At 71.7% G+C, this 17,172-nt stretch carries 14 protein-coding genes and 1 riboswitch; of the genes, 3 read left to right on the top strand and 11 right to left on the bottom strand.

Going from position 1 to position 17,172, the window contains the following annotated elements:
• Nucleotides 1-52: 52 nt before the first annotated feature.
• The 3 genes from A6A06_RS15335 to A6A06_RS15325 are packed head-to-tail and all read right to left on the bottom strand — an operon-like array spanning nucleotide 53 to nucleotide 3,449.
• Nucleotides 53-580, bottom strand: coding sequence for a copper chaperone PCu(A)C (locus A6A06_RS15335; RefSeq protein ID WP_073761735.1), 528 nt, complete (start codon nucleotides 578-580; stop codon nucleotides 53-55).
• On the bottom strand, nucleotides 577-3,222 hold the full coding sequence (locus A6A06_RS15330) for a heavy metal translocating P-type ATPase (RefSeq protein ID WP_079194027.1): 2,646 nt from the start codon (nucleotides 3,220-3,222) through the stop codon (nucleotides 577-579). Before A6A06_RS15330 ends, A6A06_RS15335 begins: the two co-directional genes overlap by 4 nt.
• Nucleotides 3,219-3,449 carry a hypothetical protein gene (locus tag A6A06_RS15325; protein WP_073761734.1) on the bottom strand — a complete coding sequence of 77 codons (231 nt, stop codon included), beginning with the start codon at nucleotides 3,447-3,449 and terminating at the stop codon, nucleotides 3,219-3,221. Before A6A06_RS15325 ends, A6A06_RS15330 begins: the two co-directional genes overlap by 4 nt.
• Before the next feature lie 521 nt (nucleotides 3,450-3,970).
• Between A6A06_RS15325 and A6A06_RS15320 the strand changes: the two genes are divergently transcribed.
• Nucleotides 3,971-5,458 carry a cytochrome P450 family protein gene (locus A6A06_RS15320; protein WP_079194026.1) on the top strand — a complete coding sequence of 496 codons (1,488 nt, stop codon included), beginning with the start codon at nucleotides 3,971-3,973 and terminating at the stop codon, nucleotides 5,456-5,458.
• Nucleotides 5,455-6,531, top strand: a complete 1,077-nt coding sequence (locus tag A6A06_RS15315; RefSeq protein WP_242440743.1) for an L-tyrosine/L-tryptophan isonitrile synthase family protein — start codon at nucleotides 5,455-5,457, stop codon at nucleotides 6,529-6,531. Before A6A06_RS15320 ends, A6A06_RS15315 begins: the two co-directional genes overlap by 4 nt.
• Here the strand turns inward: A6A06_RS15315 and A6A06_RS15310 are convergent.
• Genes A6A06_RS15310 through A6A06_RS15300 form a run of 3 tightly spaced genes read right to left on the bottom strand, consistent with a single transcriptional unit; the run spans nucleotide 6,501 to nucleotide 9,564 of the window.
• Nucleotides 6,501-7,286: an ABC transporter ATP-binding protein gene (locus tag A6A06_RS15310; RefSeq protein ID WP_073762176.1), complete on the bottom strand. Its 786-nt coding sequence runs from the start codon at nucleotides 7,284-7,286 to the stop codon at nucleotides 6,501-6,503. The genes A6A06_RS15315 and A6A06_RS15310 overlap by 31 nt on opposite strands.
• 53 nt (nucleotides 7,287-7,339) lie before the next feature.
• A complete protein-coding gene (locus tag A6A06_RS15305) occupies nucleotides 7,340-8,416 on the bottom strand; it encodes a FecCD family ABC transporter permease (RefSeq protein ID WP_073761733.1) in 1,077 nt (358 codons plus the stop codon).
• Entirely contained in the window at nucleotides 8,416-9,564 is a 1,149-nt protein-coding gene (locus A6A06_RS15300; RefSeq protein WP_242440781.1) for an ABC transporter substrate-binding protein, read from the bottom strand. The genes A6A06_RS15305 and A6A06_RS15300 overlap by 1 nt, the downstream gene beginning before the upstream one ends.
• A 192-nt stretch (nucleotides 9,565-9,756) precedes the next feature.
• Nucleotides 9,757-9,969, top strand: a riboswitch (cobalamin riboswitch).
• On the opposite strand from A6A06_RS15300, the gene A6A06_RS15295 reads away from it, so the two are divergent.
• Nucleotides 9,968-11,164 (top strand): HoxN/HupN/NixA family nickel/cobalt transporter, encoded by a 1,197-nt coding sequence (locus tag A6A06_RS15295; protein WP_073762175.1) that lies wholly within the window; start codon nucleotides 9,968-9,970, stop codon nucleotides 11,162-11,164. It overlaps the preceding riboswitch by 2 nt.
• 117 nt (nucleotides 11,165-11,281) lie before the next feature.
• Here A6A06_RS15295 and A6A06_RS15290 read toward each other — a convergent pair whose 3' ends face one another.
• The 5 genes from A6A06_RS15290 to wecB form a co-directional block, all read right to left on the bottom strand.
• On the bottom strand, nucleotides 11,282-11,782 hold the full coding sequence (locus A6A06_RS15290; protein ID WP_073761732.1) for a VOC family protein: 501 nt from the start codon (nucleotides 11,780-11,782) through the stop codon (nucleotides 11,282-11,284).
• Nucleotides 11,783-11,923: 141 nt separating this feature from the next.
• On the bottom strand, nucleotides 11,924-12,475 hold the full coding sequence (locus A6A06_RS15285) for a DoxX family protein (protein ID WP_073761731.1): 552 nt from the start codon (nucleotides 12,473-12,475) through the stop codon (nucleotides 11,924-11,926).
• Between the two features lie 235 nt (nucleotides 12,476-12,710).
• Entirely contained in the window at nucleotides 12,711-12,944 is a 234-nt protein-coding gene (locus A6A06_RS15280; protein WP_073761730.1) for a hypothetical protein, read from the bottom strand.
• A 239-nt stretch (nucleotides 12,945-13,183) separates the two neighbouring features.
• Nucleotides 13,184-15,490: an NHL repeat-containing protein gene (locus A6A06_RS15275; RefSeq protein WP_079194025.1), complete on the bottom strand. Its 2,307-nt coding sequence runs from the start codon at nucleotides 15,488-15,490 to the stop codon at nucleotides 13,184-13,186.
• Nucleotides 15,491-15,779: 289 nt separating this feature from the next.
• Nucleotides 15,780-17,096: a non-hydrolyzing UDP-N-acetylglucosamine 2-epimerase gene (gene wecB / locus A6A06_RS15255; RefSeq protein WP_073761729.1), complete on the bottom strand. Its 1,317-nt coding sequence runs from the start codon at nucleotides 17,094-17,096 to the stop codon at nucleotides 15,780-15,782.
• Nucleotides 17,097-17,172 lie beyond the last annotated feature (76 nt).

The following is a 17,172-nucleotide window of genomic DNA, read 5'->3' as shown; positions in this document are numbered from 1 at the left end:
AGCATATGCCCCAGGCCCCGGGCTCCGGGCGCCCCCGCGGCGTCCGACCGGGTCAGGGCCGCAGCTGTCCCGGCCGTACGGCCACGGCCTCCACCGTGACGGGCCCGCTGTCGCGGAAGTGCAGCGTGAACGTGAGCCGGTCGCCCGGTGCGAGACGCGGCGGCGGGCTGACCATGACGTCCACACCGGTCGGCGCCATGCGCAGTTCGCCGCGCGCCGGGACGGTGACGGCGCCGGCCATTTCCATCCGGTGCGCCCCTTCGGCGACCTCGACGTCGCGGCCGACCATGGCCCGGAGCCCGGCGGGCCCGGTGACGCCCGTCAGTTCGTCAGGGGTGGTGCCGGTGTTGCTGATGGTGAAGAAGGCGGCGGTGACTTCCGTGTTGGAGGCGGTGAGGATACGGCCGTCGGTCACGCGCAGCCGGGGCGGAGTGCCCGCGTTGCCGGTTGCGGTCCAGGCGGTGAGGCAGCCGAGCGTCAGCACGCCCGCGAGGAGCGGTACGGCGGCTGAGCGGAGGGCCGCGCGGGCGGCGCTCGGGGTATGCGTGCTGTCCGTGGCACGTGTGGTGAAGAGAGTCATGGGGTGTCCCCGGAAAGCGCGGAGGGAGTACGGGAGTCAACGGAAGGAGTGCGGAAGCCGTCGGAGGGAGTACGGGAGTCGGCCGAGGGAGTACGGGAGCCGTCGGCGGGAGTACGGGAGCCGTCGGCGGCCGGGGGGCGCGTACCGCCTGCGGCGGCGTACGCGGCACGTCCGCCGCCGCCCCGCTGCCCGCCACCCCGCGCCCCGCCACTCCGCTGTCGGCCGCCCGGCCGCCACGCCCGCAGTCGCAGGCTGTTGCCCACCACCAGCAGCGAACTCGCGGACATCGCGGCAGCCGCGATCATCGGGTCCAGCCGCCCCACGGCGGCGAGCGGCACGGTGACGAGGTTGTAGCCGAAGGCCCAGACGAGGTTGGCGCGGATGGTGCCCAGCGTGCGCCGGGCCAGCCGTACGGCGTCGGGTACGGCCTGAAGGTCCTCGCGCAGCACGGTGACGTCGGCGGCGCCGATCGCGGCGTCCGCCCCGCTGCCCATGGCGATGCCGAGGTCGGCGTGTGCCAGGGCGGCGGCGTCGTTGATCCCGTCCCCGACCACCGCGACCCGGCCGCCGTGCTCCTTCAACGTGGTGACCAGCGCGGCCTTCTCCTCCGGGAGGGCCCCGGCGTGGATCTCGGTGATGCCGAGGTGCCCGGCGACGGCCCGCGCGGTCGCCTCCCGGTCCCCGGTGGCCAGCACCGGGCGCAGGCCGAGCCGGCGCAGGTGGTCCACGGCCCGGTAGCAGTCGGGCCGCAGTGTGTCGCCGACGGCGATGACGGCTTGCGGGGTGCCGTCGACGGTCACCAGTACGGCGGTGTGTCCGGCGGTCTCCGCGGTACGGACCGCGTCCGCGAGCCCGGCGGGCAGCTCCGCCGGCTCGCCGGGCCGCCCGACGGCCACCGAGCGGCCGCCCACCTCGCCGGTCACACCATGGCCCGCGGTCGCGGCGAAGTGGCGTGCCGTGGGTGGCGGCCGGTGGTCGGCGAGGGCTTTGCGGCGCAGGTCGCCGTATGCCGTGATGGCACGTGCCAGAGGGTGTTCGGAACCGTGCTCCACGGCGGCGGCCAGGCGAATGGCTTCGTCGGCTTCGGAGTTATGCGCTGTCCCCGTTGCCTGTGTTGTCCCTGATGCCGGTGTTGCCTCCGCTGCCTCGGCTTCCCCCGTTACCTCCGCTGCCTGCGTTACCCCCGTTGCTTGCGTTGCCTCCGCTGCCTGCGTACGAGCCGTCACGGCGACCACGCTCATCCGCCCGGTGGTCAGTGTGCCGGTCTTGTCCAGCACCAGGGTGTCGATGCGCCGCAGCCGCTCCAGGGCCTGCGGCCCGCTGACGAGGATGCCCAACTGCGCGCCCCGGCCGGTGGCGGCCAACAGGGCGGTGGGGGTGGCCAGTCCGAGGGCGCAGGGGCAGGCGACGACCAGGACGGCCACCGCGGCGGTCACCGCGGCCTGCGGGTCGGCGCCCGCGCCCAGCCAGAAGCCGAGGACGGTGACGGACACCGCCAGCACGGCCGGGACGAAGACGCCCGCGACCGCGTCGGCCAGGCGCTGCACCCGGGTCTTGCCGGTCTGCGCCTCCTCCACGAGGCGGGTGATCCGGGCCAGCCGGGTGTCCGCGCCGACCGCGTCCGCCCGTACTTCGAGGAGGCCGCCCGCGTTCACCGCGCCGCCGACGACCGCCGAGCCCGGCGCGACCTCCACCGGGCTGCTCTCGCCGGTGACGAGGGAGAGGTCGAGGGCGGAGCTGCCGTCCACCACCGTGCCGTCGGTGGCCACCCGCTCCCCTGGCCGTACGAGGAACCGGTCGCCGACTTGGAGCCGGTCCACCGGGATACGGCGCTCCACGGTGGCGGCGCCACCCTCGGCGAGGCCGCCGGAGGCACTGCCGGAACCGCTGCCCGCGGCGTCGGCCGGTACCCGTACGGACACGTCCTTGCCGACCAGTTCGGCCAGCGCCCGCAGCGCGGACCCCGTACCCCTGCGCGCCCCGGCCTCCAGCCGCCGCCCCGCAAGGACGAACAGCGGTACGCCGACGGCCGCTTCCAGGTAGATGTGCGCGGTGCCGCCGCTCAGGAAGAGCGCGTACGTGGACCAGGCGAAAGAGGCGGCCACACCGAGGGACACCAGCGTGTCCATCGTCGCGGCGCCGTGCCGCAGGCCGCGTGCCGTGCGGAGGTGGAACGGCAGCGCGCCCCAGACGGCGACGGGTGCGGTCAGCGCGAAGCAGAGCCACTGCCAGTTGCGGAACTGCCAGGCGGGGACCATCGACAGGACGAGTACGGGGACGGACAGCAGCGCGGTGACGAGGAGACGACGGCGTTCGGTGTCCGACGTCTCCTCGACGGGGGAAGCCGACCCGGCGGGGGAAGCCGACTCGGCGGGGGACGCAGATTCGGCTCCCCTCGCTGAGGCCGTTGCCGGGTCGGGAAGTTGGCTCTCCGGGAGCTGCGCCGTGAATCCCGCGCCCTCGACTGTCGCCACGAGTTCGCTCACGGCCAGTGCGGCCGGGTGGTGGACACGGGCCTTGCCGGTGGCCAGATTCACCGTGGCGGTCACCCCGTCGAGTCGGCCAAGCTTCTTCTCCACCCGGTTCACGCACGCGGCGCAGGTCATCCCGCCCACCGTCAGAACGGTGACACGCTCGCTCATCCCATCCCACCCATGCCGTTCATACCGTCCACGCCGTCCACGGAGCCGCTGCTCCCGGGTTGTTGTGGGGCGCCGGGAAGCGTGCCGCCCGGCCGGATGCCCGGCGCCACCGGACCGGCGGCCGACCCCGCCGCGTACGCGCACACGAACAGGACGGCGAGCAGCGCCACGAACCCGATCACCGGTTTCGCGGGCAATACGAAGGAATAACGCCGCACGAGAGGCATGGCCGCTCCGATACACAGACGACGGAAAGCCGAAAAGGCTGAAGGGCGAGAAACAAGAGAATGCGAGGAGGCGGGGAGGTGAGGAGACGAGGAGGTGAGGAGACGAAGCAGCGAAGCGGCGAACCGGCGGGAAAGCCGGAAAGGCCGAACGCCCGAAGCGGCCATCGTGGCACGGCAACCGGCCCCCGACCCCTCCGGAACCGCCTCCCCACCCACGTGAGGTTTGTCCTGGCCACACACCGGAACCGGCCCGGCCACCCGCCCGACTACCTAAGGTTCCGACCGCAATTCGCAACGCCCGGCGACGCCCCGCGCCGCAATCCCCGAACCGCGCGGCAATTCCCGTACACAACGCCGGGAACTCACCGCTCTTTCCGCCCGACCTCTGAGTGAAGCGTGCGCACGCATCGTCGACCGGGCGCTGTGACTGGTCGCTATGTCCGGTCGCTGTGGCCGGACCACCGCCCCCCCCGCCCGGAACTCGCCTTCTGACCAGACTCCCGCTAGGAGCCCACCCGCCCATGCACTCGCCCTCGCGCCTGCCTTCGCACCTGACTTCGCACCCGCCTGCACACCCGCCTCTGCGCCTGCCCGAACCGCTCCCCTTGTACGGAGCGGACTACAAGCGTGACCCCTACCCCCTCTACGCCGAGCTGCGCGAACGCGGACCGGTCCACCGAGTCCGGTTCCCGAGCGGGGTCTGCGCCTGGCTCATCACTGGCTACGAGGCCGCCCACCAGGCGCTGAACGACCCCCGGCTGGGCAAGCACCACTCCCGGGGCAACGCCGCCTGGCGGGACCGCGCCTCGATCATGCCCGAACCGCAGCACTCACAGCTCCAGGTCCACCTGCTGCACCAGGACCCGCCCCGGCATACGAGCATGCGCCGCCTGATCACCGACGCCTTCGCCCCCAAGCGGATCGCGGAACTCCGCCCGCGCTTCGAGCAGCTGGCGGACGCGCTGCTGGACGAGTTGCCGCCCGCGGTCCCGGAGCACGGCGGCAGCATCGACCTCGTCGCGTCGTTCGCCGCCCGCTTTCCCTTCCTCGTACTCGCCGAGGTCATCGGCCTGCCGGACGCGTTCACCGCCCGCTTCGACCGGGACTGGGGCAAGGTCGTCCAGCCCGTCGGCCCCGACGATCCCGGCCGACCGGCGTACGAGGCGAGACTGCGCGGCCTGCAGGGCTACATAGCCGGGCTGGTACGCCACAAACGGCAGGAACCCGGCGCCGACCTGCTCTCCCGTCTCGTCACCGCCCATGACGAAGGCGCCCTGGACGGCGCCGAACTGGACTCCATGATCTTCCAGCTGCTCGTCGCCGGGCAGGAACCCGTCACCAACCAGATCACCACGGCACTGACCGCTCTGCTCCGCCACACTCACCACACTCACCCCCCGCACCGTCCCCGTCACTCCGACCACTCCCACCCCCACTCCCGCCCCCTCGCGGCGCTGCGCGACAACCCCGCACTCCTCCCCCGCGCCGTCGACGAACTCCTCCGCTACGACAGCGCCTTCGAGCTGACGACCTGGCGCTTCCTCGCCGAGGACGCGGACGTCTCCGGCACCCGTATCCCGGCCGGCGACTCCGTGATCGTCTCCCTGTGCGCGGCCAACCGCGACCCGGCCCGCTTCCCCGCGCCCGACACCCTGATGCTCGACCGGTCCCCCAACCCCCACCTCGCCTTCGGCCACGGCATCCACTTCTGCCCGGGTGCCACGCTGGCCCGTACCGAACTGCACATCGCTCTGGAGACGCTGCTCCGCCGACTGCCGAACCTCCGCCTGGCCGTACCGGACAGCGCGCTGAACTGGGTTCCGGCGGTGCTCGCACGGGGCGTCAGCGAGCTTCCGGTCACGTACGGCCCGGTCACGTACGGCTCTCCCCCGGTCACGTACGGCCCGGTCACGTACCAATCCCCTCCGGTCACGTCCGGCCCCCTCACGGAGGAACGTTCCGGTGCCGCTCGCGGCTGCCCCTTCGGTGCCACCGGAGAGGCCCGGTGAACAGTACGGCAACCGACATCCTCACCGCCCTCCTCCCCCACCTCCGCACCCTGGAGCCACCGGCTCCAAGCGAGGCCGCCCCCGTTCCCACCGGCGCCCCCGCCCCCGCGCCCGCGCACTTCCCGTACCAGCTACGCCAGCTGGAGGAACTGGTGGCCGCCCGGCGTCCCATCCGCTTCACCCTCCCCGGTTTCCCCTGCAAGTCCCCCAACCCCGCCAAGGTCCTCGGCCGTCTCCCCGACGAAGGCGAACGCCTGGCCCTGCGCTTCCTCGACGACCTCTGCGCCGGGATGAGCGAGCGGTACGCGCCGGGCGTGCAGCTCGTCATCTGCTCGGACGGGCACGTTTTCAGCGATCTGATCGGCGTCCCCGACCCGCACGTCGACGCGTACAACGACGCGCTGCGCGCCATGATCCGTACGGCCGGACTGTCCCACCTCAGCACCTTCGACCTGCGGGACGTCTACGGAGACCTGCCCTGCGACGTCAAACGCGCGCAGGTACACCGCCGGTACGCCCCGTCCCTGGACTCCCTCCGCGCCGAGACCCGGAGTACGGCCGCCCGGGGCGGCGAAACGTTGCGCCTCTATCGCGGCATCACCCGTTTCCTGTTCGAGGACGCCACCGGCTTCGAGGGCACCCGCTCCGCCCTGCAACGTACGTGCCGCGGCCGCGCTTACGGGGTCATCCAGCGCAGCCGCGCCTGGGGCGCGCTGATCGCCGGGCACCATCCGGACGCCGTACGGCTGTCCATCCACCCGCAGCCGCGCGGCGCGGCGAAGTTCGGCATCCGGCTGCTCGACGCGCCCGACGTGTGGATGACGCCTTGGCACGCGTGCGTGCTGCGGGATGCGGACGGCGGCGTACGGCTGATGCGCGCGGCGGACGCGGCGGAGCACGGGCGGCTCGTCCATCGGGACGGCCACCCGAGCCACTACCTGTCCGAGGCCGGGCGGCCGGTACGGGGACAGACCGCGGGGCCGGTACAGCGGGGCCTGTACCCGGAGCCAGTACGGAACCTGCCCCCGGAATCGGTACGGAGTCAGGCCGCGGGGCCGGCGGTCCCGCGCTGATCGACGGCGATCAGCGGGTCCCCCGTCAGCGGGTGGTCGACCACCGCCGCCCGCACCCCGAACACCTCGGCCAGCAGCTCCGGCGTCAGCACGTCGCGCGGCGCGCCGGACGCCACCACCGCCCCCTCGGATAGCACGTGGAGCCGGTCGCAGACCGCAGCCGCCGCGTTCAGGTCGTGCAGCGAGACGAGCGTCGTACAGGCCCGGCCGCGGAGCAGGGCCAGCAGCTCGACCTGGTGCCGTACGTCCAGGTGGTTAGTCGGTTCGTCCAGTACGAGGACGTCCGGGGCCTGGGCGAAGGCGCGGGCGAGCAGGGCCCGCTGCCGTTCCCCGCCGGAGAGTGCCGAGAACCGCCGCCCGCCGTGCTCCGCCAGCCCCACGTCGGCCAGGGCGCGGGCCACCGTCTCCCGGTCGGCGCGGTCGTCGCCCGCGAACGCCCGTTTGTACGGGGTGCGGCCCATCGCCACCACCTCGTGGACGGTGAGTTCGAAGTCGCCGCCGCGTTCCTGGGGCAGGGCGGCGATGTGCCGGGCGGCGCGCGTCGGCGGCATGGCCCGGATGTCCTCCCCGGCCAGCAGCACACGGCCCGCTTCGGGGCGCAGGTGCCGGTAGACCGTACGCAGCACCGTGGACTTGCCGCTGCCGTTCGGGCCGACCACCCCCGCGATCTCGCCCGGCGCGGCCATCATGCGCACCCCGGCCACCACGCACCGTCCGGCGTAGGACACCCGCAGATCCTCGATGTCGATCCGCAGTCCCTGCCCCCGGCCCTGCCGCAGCTCACTCATGCTCGTGCTCGTGCTCGTGCTCATGTTCCCGCTCCCGCTCCCGCTCCCGACCGCCGGTCGAGGACGTACAGCAGCACCGGCGCGCCGATCAGCGCCGTCACCACGCCCACCGGCAACTCCTGGCCGTCCATGGCGGTACGGCACACGATGTCCACCACGACCAGCAGAAGCGCCCCGGTCGCCGCGGCCAGCGGCAGCAGCCTGCGGTGGTCGCCACCGACGAGCAGCCTGCACAGGTGCGGCACCATCAGCCCCACGAAGGCGACCGACCCGGACACCGACACCAGGACGCCGGTCAGCAGGCTGGTCACCACGAACAGCAGCCGCCGCAGCCGGACGACGTCCACGCCGACGCTCGCCGCCGTCTCGTCCCCGATCGTCAGCGCGTTCAGCGCGCGGGCCCGCGCCAGGAGGACCAGCAGCCCGGCCGGCACGACGAGGGCCGGCAGGACGAGCGTGCCCCAGGTGGCGCCGCCCAGGCTGCCCATCAGCCAGAACAGCACGCCGCGCGTCTGCTGCTCGTCCCCGGCCTGCAGGACGAGATAGCTGGTGAACCCGGCCAGGAACTGCCCGATGCCGACCCCGGCCAGCACCAGCCGCAGCGGCGCGAAGCCACCGCCCCGGCGGGCCAGCGTCCACACCAGCACGAACGACGCGAGCGCCCCGGCGAAGGCAGCCATCGACAGGCCCATGCCGCCGCCCAGGCCGAACACCCCGCCCGTCCCCGCCATGGCGCCCGCCCCCAGCACGATCGCGGCCACCGCTCCCAACGACGCGCCGTTGGAGATGCCCAGCAGGTACGGGTCCGCCAACGGGTTGCGCACCAGCGCCTGGGTGGCCGTACCGACGAGCCCGAGGCCCGCGCCGACCAGCGCGGCGAGCAGCGCTCTGGGGACCCGTAGCTGCCAGACGATGAGATCGTCCGTACCCGGCCGGGGCGGCTCACCGCCCAGCCGCCGCAGCACCACCGACCACACTTCGGCGGGAGTGATGTCGGTGGCACCGAGCGCGACGGCTGCGGTCAGCGCGACGAGGAGAGCTGCCAGCAGCCCGAGGACGAGCCAGACGGTACGGGTACGGAGTGCACCGGAGGCCATCAGCGGCCCGCCCCGGCCTCAGCAGGAGATTCGGCCCCAGCAGGAGACCCGGCCTTGGCCGGAGGCCCAGCCTCGCCCGGAGACCCGGCCTTGGCCAGACGATCCGGGTAGAGCGTCTCCGCGATCCGCCGCACCGTATCGGCATTGCCCACCCCGGCGATGGTCGTCCGCTCCGAACCGATGCGCAGGAATTTGCTTTCCCGCACCGCGCGCAGCCCCGCCGTGGCCGGGAATTCCCTGAGGAACTTCTCGGCCTCGTCGAACGCCTTCGTATTGGCCGCGGCGCTCCCCCGGTTCCGTACGCCGAGCTGAATCCAGTCCGGGTCCTTGCCGACCACGTCCTCCCACGACACCGCCTTGAAAGCGCTCGCACAGTCCGCGAAGACGTTCCGCGCCCCGGCCTCGGTCAGCACCGCGTTCGCCACCTGCCGGTTGCAGACGGCGACGGGCTGTTTCGTGCCCGCGTCGAAATCGAAGAAGAAGTACGACGGCCGCTTCGCAGCGGGTACGTCCGCGATGGCCTCGCGCACCGAGGAGACCTTCTTCTCCATCTCCGCCACCAATTGCACCGCACGCTGCGAGGTACCCGTGACCTGCCCGAGCCGCCGGATGTCGCCCTCCACAGCGGACAGGTCCCGCTGTGGCACCTTCTTGCGCGGCGCGCACGCAGTCGAGGCCAGCTGGACGTGCTTGATTCCCGCCGCGGTGAATTCCTCCTCGGTCGGGCCGGCCGCCGCGCCGCCCATGTTGCCCATCGACGCGAACGTGTCGATATAGACGTCGGCTCCGGAACCGAGCAGCTTCTCCTTCGGAATCACCGTCTTTCCCAGTACCGGAATCTGCTGCGCCCGGACGTCGAGCGCGGGCGGCAACGTCCCCTTCCCCGGCGGGAATCCGGTACCGATGACCCGGTCGCCCGCTCCCAGCCGGAGCAGCATTTCCAGGCTCGCCGCATTGCTCGTGACGATTCTGTGCGGCGCTGCGGAAAACGTCGTCCGCCGCCCGTCGCAATCGGTGACCGTGACGGGAAAACCACCCGCCGCACCGGCCCGGCCGTCCGCGGCGTCCGCCGCCGTACGCCCGTCGGCGCTGCCGCAGCCGGTGGCCAGCGCCGCCACCACCAGCACCGCCGCCACCGCCGCCGTCACCGGCCGGCCCCCGTTCACCGGCCGATTCCCGGCCACCGGCTTCACCAGATCCACGCGTGGACGCATACGTCCGCTCTCCCTGCCTCTCGACTGCCCGGCGGCCCGCGCGTGCGGGCCCAGGACCAGGTAGTCGAGCGGACGGCGCCCCGGGTTCCCGTCATATCGGTCCGACGATCACGGCGCTACCGGACGTTAGAGTGTCCGGGCCGTGGTGTCGGGAAGACCGGTGAAGACCTTCGGGTCCAGGCCGGAGCGGCCCTCGCCACTGTGATCGGGAAGTTCCCGCCCCGTTCCGTACGCGCCTGCCGCCCGTACGGAGCCACTGGCCGCAGCCCGCGGCCGGGAAGGCAGGGGCGGGCGCGTACACCCGTCAGCCAGGAGACCGGCCACGGCATCTCACGAACTGATCCACGAGGTGCTGGAGCGTGACCACCGGATGCCCCTGTCCGCCGATTCCCCTTCCCCTTCCCCAACTCCGCCCCCATCCCCATCCCCTTCCCCGTCTCCTGCCTCCCCTCCGTCCGGATTCCGGTGGCGGCGCCAGGACACCGTGCGGACCGCGGGGCTGATGGCGGTCATAGCCGCTCTGCACGTCGTCGCCTTCGGCGTGCTCTTCCTGCTGGTCGTCCCGCAGCACTACACGGTGGGCTCGCAGGTCTTCGGAGTCGGCCTCGGTGTCACCGCGTACACCCTCGGCATGCGGCACGCCTTCGACGCCGACCACATCGCCGCCATCGACAACACCACCCGCAAACTGATGGCCGACGGCAAGCGCCCGGTCTCCGTGGGATTCTGGTTCGCGCTCGGGCACTCCAGCGTGGTCGTCGCGATGGCGGCGCTGGTCGCCGGCGGCGCGCAGCTGGCGGGCACCCTGCTCGACGACGGATCGAGCGCCCACCAGGTACTCGGCACCGTGGGCACCACGGTCTCGGGCAGCTTCCTCTACCTCATCGCGGCGCTCAACCTCGTCGCGCTGGCGGGCATCTGGCGGGTGTTCCGCGCGATGCGGCAGGGGCGGTACGACGAAGCGGAGCTGGAGCAGCACCTCGACTCCCGCGGCTTCATGAACCGCGTACTGGGCCGCTTCACCCGCTCCATCACCCGGCCCGGCCAGATGTACCCGCTCGGCCTGCTCTTCGGGCTCGGCTTCGACACGGCGACCGAGGTGACGCTGATGGTGATGGCGGGCAGCGGCGCGGCGGCCGGTCTGCCCTGGTACGCGATCCTGGTCCTGCCGCTGCTGTTCGCGGCGGGGATGAGCCTGTTCGACACCTTGGACGGTACGTTCATGAATTTCGCGTACCAATGGGCGTTCTCGAACCCGGTGCGCAAGGTCTACTACAACCTCACGATCACCGGCCTGTCGATCGCCGTCGCCTTCTTCATCGGGACCATCGAACTGGTCACCGTGCTGCACGAGAAGCTGGACCTGAAGGACGGTCTCACCGGCTGGATCTCGTCGATCGACCTGGACGACGTCGGTTTCGTCATCGTCGGCCTGTTCGTGGTGGTCTGGGCCGCGGCTCTGGCGTACTGGCGGCTGGCCGGGGTGGAGAAGCGCTGGTCGGCGCGGGCCGCGGCGGCCCGGGAGGCCGCCTGACCCGGCATGTGCCCCGTAGGGCCGTAGAGCTGTAGCGCGGTACGACAGGGCCCGGGGCGGAACCCGTATCCCGACCTCCCCGTCGTCTCAGACCGCCTCAGGCCGCCTCAGATCGCCTCAGGTCGCCGAGCCGGCCGCCGCGCCCGTCTTCAGATCCCGCCCCCAGCGCGCCAGCTCGGCTTCCAGGTCGAGCGGGCGGAGCCGGTCCGGTTCGTCCGGACCCGGCCAGTCCTCGCGCGGCACGCGCCACATGACCTCGAACTCGTTGCCGTCCGGGTCCTTGGCGTACAGCGACTTGGACACCAGGTGGTCGGTGGCGCCGACCAGCGCGCCCCGTCCCGCCAGCTCTGCCGCCACGTCCGCCAGCTCCCCGAGGGTGCCGACCTCCCAGGCCAGGTGGTAGAGCCCCACCCGGCCGTGCTCGGGGCCGGGCGCCGCGGCGCCGACCGCGAACAGCCCGAGATCGTGATCGTTGGCGGTCCCCTCGGCACTGAGGAACGCGGCCCTCCCCGGGATCTCGGTGTCCACCCGGAACCCCAGCGCCTCCGTGTAGAAGGCCACGGCACGCGTCACGTCCCGTACGTAGAGCACCGCGTGATTCAACCGCCGTACAGCCACAGCAATCCCTCACCTTTCCGCTTCGCTCCACTGCGATAGCGTTCAAATTCACCCGTCTTGCTCGGCTTGTCCAGCCTGCTCGGCTTATCCAGCCTTGCTCGACTTGTCCCGCCCGATCGGCTCGTCCAGCCCAGCTCGGCTCTACTTGCGCAGCAGCAGAATCACCAGCGCCACGACCACGCCGAACACCACGGCAGCCACCCCGTACGCGAGCCGGTGCGACCGCAGGACCGGGAGCAGCCGGTCGACCGCGTACCGGCCGGGGCCGGTCAGCGCCAGGGCCGCCGCGCCCGCCGTGAGCAGCAGCTCGTACTCCACACCTTCGGGCGCGAAGAAGCCGCCGCCCCACTTCACGGCCAGCGCGTTCACCATCGTTCCGACGATCGCCGCGCCCGCCAGCGGCGTCAGCAGCCCGAGCGCCAGTCCGAGACCGCCCAGCGTCTCGCTGAGGCCGGCGACCACGGCCATGGCCTTGCCGGCCGGGTAGCCGCTGGCCGTGAAGAACTGGCCGGTTCCGTCCAGCCCGGGCCCGCTGAACCAGCCGAACAGCTTCTGCGCGCCGTGCGCGGCCATGGTCAACCCGACCGCGAGGCGCAACAGCAGCAGACCGATGTCGTACGCGTGCGGAGTCGCGGCGTGACGGTTGTCGACGCCGCTGCCGTAGTCACGGAGGGGGCTGAGGGGGGAGGACATACGAGCGCTCATTTCTGTCTGGGTCGGCGGGCCCCGCTGGAGGACCGGACCGCCACCGCCGGAAGTACTTGAAACTTCAAGTCACACATCGACGATACACACCACTTGAAAGTCGAACAACAACACCACGCCCGACACCCTCACTCTTCGGACACCCAGCCGCACGATGCGTAACCCACATATCCGCCCGTATCCCACCCACGGGCATACCCATGCCCGCCCCTCGGGGGATCGCTCAGCCCGTACCCCCCGGAACCGTCCACGTGTCCTTGTCCCCACCCCGCCACTCGACGAGCCCCGGGGCATCGAGGTCGATGTCCTCGGCATCCGGCGCCAGGCCCGCGTGCCGCAGAAACTCGGCGACATCGCCGCGTCCGTGTGCCAGCCCGACGATCTGCCCGTGGACGGTGACCCGTCGCCCGCCGGACGACGAGGGCGGGTGAACGATCACCGGCGGATGCTCAGCCATGTTTTCAGCGTGCACCGGGACCGACCGCCACGCATGTCGGCCGCGCGCCGCCCGGCCGAAAAGGCCAGCGGGCCCCGCCCGGCCGGTAAGCCGAGCGGAGCCCGCCGCTCATCTGCGGATCACCGGCCCCAGGTGGTCATCACCGGACCCGGACGGTCATCACAGAACCCGGGTGGTCGTGACAGGCCCCAGATGGTCATCACAGGACCCAAGTGATCGTCACAGAACCCGAACGGTCATCACAGGACCCGAGCGGTCAACTGCACCGGCGCGAGACGGCCCACGTTGACCCGCCCGTCGGTGGACTGGCTGCCCGGCCTGGCATCGGACAGGGCCTTGACCGAAATCGTGTGGATCAGGGCGGTCTTGTCGGTCGTCCCGGTGTTCAGATGCGGGTTGGACTGGATGACCAGCGTCTTGCCGCCGTCCTCCAGGCGGGTGTCGAGGTTCCCGGTGACGTACGGCTTGACGTTGTAGTAGCCGTACGAGGCGCCGGCCGTGAAGACGAAGCCCGTCGGGGCGGTGAGGCGCTGCTCGATCGTGCCGGGGTTGACCGGCTGGTTGTTGAGCGAGCGGAACTCCAGGTTGAACTTGGCGGTCTGGCCCGGCGACGCGGAGGGCACCGACGCCTGCGTCACGCGCAGCGCGGTCTCGTCCTGCGCCGTACCGGTGACGACGCCGGAGAGCTGGACGGGGGTGTGCCTGCCGACACTGGCGGAGCCGTTGTCGTACCGTCCGGGCACGGCGTCGGCGCGGGCCTGCACCGGGATGGTGTAGATCACCGAACCGGCGTCGCTGGTCGTGGTGTTGACGTGCGGGTTGGCCGTGATGATCAGAGTCCGGCCGTCGTCCTCGATGCGGTGGCCGAGGTCCCCGGCGATGACACCGTGGATGGTCTCGAAGTACGCGTACGAGGGCCCGCCGGTGAAGATGAAGCCGGTCGGAGCGGTGTAGCGCTGGACGATGGTGCCGGGGTTGACCGGCTGACCGGCGGCGGAGACGTACCGCATGGTGAAGACGGTGCGCTGGCCCGGCGCGACGTCCGGCACGGTGTCCTGGTAGATCGTCAGTGCCGTCTCGTCCGCCACGGGGGCGGGGACGACGACCGTGACGGGCAACGAGAAGATGTTGTCCTTCAGGTTCAGGTCACCGCCGTACTGGATCTCCAGCGTGGACTCGTACGTGCCCGCCGGCGTACCTTCCGGCGCGCTGACCCGGAACACGCCGTCCAGAGTGCCCTGATACGGGATGAGTTCCCGACCGGTGAACGTACGGCTGAGCCGCCGCCCCGACGTGCCGGGGCCGCCGACCAGCCCGTCCGCCAGGGTCAGCACCACGCTCACCAGGCCGCCGTCCGCCGCGTTCGGGCCGCGGTTCGCGACCCGGGCGCCGAGGTCGAACTCCTGGCCGCGCTGCACCCGGTACGGGCTGACGACCTCGCCGTACAGGTCGGCGTTGGGCGGGGGCGGCGGGGTCATGCTGGCTACGCCGGTGACGCCGCGGATGCGGTGGTTGTTGTAGTCGGCGACGTACAGGTTGCCGGCCCGGTCGAGCGCCAACCCGAACGGGTGGTAAAGACGCGTGCCCACGGCGGGTCCGCCGTCGTCCACGTACCCGGCGGTGCCGTTGCCCGCCACCGTCGTGATGATGCCGTCCGAAGTGACCTTGCGGACGCGGTGGTTGTGGCCGTCGCCGATGTACAGGTTGCCGGCCTCGTCCAGGACGACGCCCCAAGGGTAGTGCAGGCGGGTGCCCACCGCGGGGCCGCCGTCGGAGACGTATCCCGCGATGCCATTGCCCGCCACCGTCGTGATGATGCCGTTCGGCGTCACCTTGCGGATGCGGTGATTGTGGCGGTCGGCGATGTACACGTTGCCGTCGGCGTCGACCGTCACGCCCAGGGGGTAGTAGAGACGGGTCGATATCGCCGGGCCGCCGTCGGAGACGTACCCGGCGGTGCCGTTGCCCGCCACCGTGGTGATGAGGCCGTTCGGTGTCACCTTGCGGACGCGGTGGTTCCCGTGGTCCGAGATGTAGAGGTTGCCGCTACGGTCCACGGCCACGCCGTAGGGGTGGGAGAGCCGGGTGGCCACGGCGGGGCCACCGTCGGATATGTACCCGGCCTGCCCGTCACCCGCCACGGTGGTGATGATGCCGTTCGGGGCGACCTTGCGGATGCGATGGTTGAGGGTGTCGGCGATGTACAGGTTGCCCGAGTCGTCCACCGCCACATCCGCGGGATTGTAGAGCCGGGTGGCGACGGCCGGGCCGCCGTCGGACATGTACCCGGCCTGCCCGTCACCGGCGACCGTGGTGATGATGCCGTTCGGGGCGACCTTGCGGACGCGATGGTTGGCGGTGTCGGCGATGTAGAGGTTGCCGGCCTTGTCGACGGCCACGCCTTGAGGGGCGTAGACCCGGGTCAACGCCCCGGGACCACCGTCCGAGATGAACCCGGCCGCGCCGTTGCCCGCCACCGTACCGATGGCGCCTTCGACGAGCCCTGCGGGCTGCGGGCCGGTTCCGGTGCTGGATGTGGTTGCCATGAGTGGGTGCTCCTGCCTCTGGTCGGGGGACTTGAGCGCTCGGGGTGGGGGGCGGGGTGGAGATGGGGTGGAGATGGGATGGGAGCGGGATGGGGACAGGTCGGGGGGATGGAAGGGAGGGCGGGAGATCTATGGCCGCAGACCGAGGGGGACCAGGTGCCAGGAAGCTCACGGGGCCGGGGCCGGGGCCGGGGCTAGGCCGGGACCCAAGGGCCCAAGGAGCCAGGGAGCCGGGGGGCGGGGGAGGCAGGAAACCCAGGGAGCCAGGAAGCTCACGAGGCCAGAAGTCTCAGGGAGCCAGAAGCCCCATGCCCGCCCTCGTGCCCGACCTCGCACCCGACACCACGCCCGACCTCGTACCCGACACCACGCCCGGCGCCACCTCCGATGCCACGTCCGATGCCACCGCCGATTCCGCCTCCGGTTCCACTTCCGGTTCCACCTCCCATGCCATCTCCGGTGGTCGGGGGGCCAGCCCCAGCAGCCATCCGCACGCGGCCGCGCAGCGCCGGGCCGCCCGCCCGTCTCCGTAGGGATTACGCCGTGGAAACGGCCGGTGCGTCACCGCCGACAACGCGCCCTCGTACGCGAATTCCTTTTCCGCGGCCGCCACGATCTCCGATTCCCGCGTACCGACGAGCCGGGCCAGGCCGGATTCGACCCCTTCGGTCCGCTCGGTACTGTCCCGGGTCACCAGAACCGGTATGCCGAAGGCGGCGGCCTCTTCCTGAATACCGCCCGAATCCGTGACGGCCAGTACGGACCGGGCGAGCAAGCGGGCAAACGCGTCGTACGGAATGGGGCCCGGCAGATAGACATTGGGGCGCCCGTGCAACGACTCCTCGACGGCGGAACGCACCAGCGGATTCATGTGCGCCGCCACCACGAAACCGACTTCCGGGTACTGTCGGCTGAGAATCGCCACCGCCCGGCCGATTCGCCGGATCGGAGCGCCCCAGTTCTCCCTGCGGTGCGCGGTCACCAGCACCAGCGGGGCCGAATCCTGCTCGATACGGCGCAGAGCGGGATCGTCGGTGGTCGGCGGACACCGGCTCGCGGTGACGACCGCGTCGATCACGGTATTGCCGGTCACCAGGACCCGCTCGGCCGCCACGCCCTCGGCGAGCAGATTCCGGTGGGCGGCGCGGGTGGGCGCCAGATGGAGGTCGCTCACCTCCGCGATCATGCGGCGGTTCGCCTCCTCGGGGAACGGATTGCGCAAGTCACCGGAGCGCAGCCCGGCCTCCACATGCACCACGGGAATCGAGGAGTAGAACCCGGCCAGCGCCCCGGCCAGCGCCGACGCGGTGTCGCCCTGGACGACCACCGCCTGAACCGCCGGCGCCCGCAACCGCTTGCCCAGTCTGCTCAGCAGCCCGGCCGTCAGCTCACTGACGGAATCCGCACCGGGCGCCGCGGGTAACTCGACCTGCGCACGCAACCCGAAACAGGCGAGGGTGTCGCGGACCACCGCACCGTGCTGCCCGGTAGCGATGACCATGGGCTCCGCCCATCGCCGCCGGTGCAATTCTCTGACGAGCGGCGCGAGTTTCACGGCCTCCGGCCGGGTTCCCACGACAATGGCGATGCTTCGTCGGCTGTTCAACGTCCCCAGGTCTCCGTCCGTCGCACGAGAAATACGGCAGCGTCCCTGACGGCAACGTCACAAGAATGGCAGCACA

Origin of the sequence: Streptomyces sp. CB02923 (assembly GCF_001905005.1) — a bacterium.
Taxonomy (GTDB): domain Bacteria; phylum Actinomycetota; class Actinomycetes; order Streptomycetales; family Streptomycetaceae; genus Streptomyces.
Note: the sequence above shows the minus strand (reverse complement) of the source record. Positions and strands in the feature narration are given on the sequence as shown.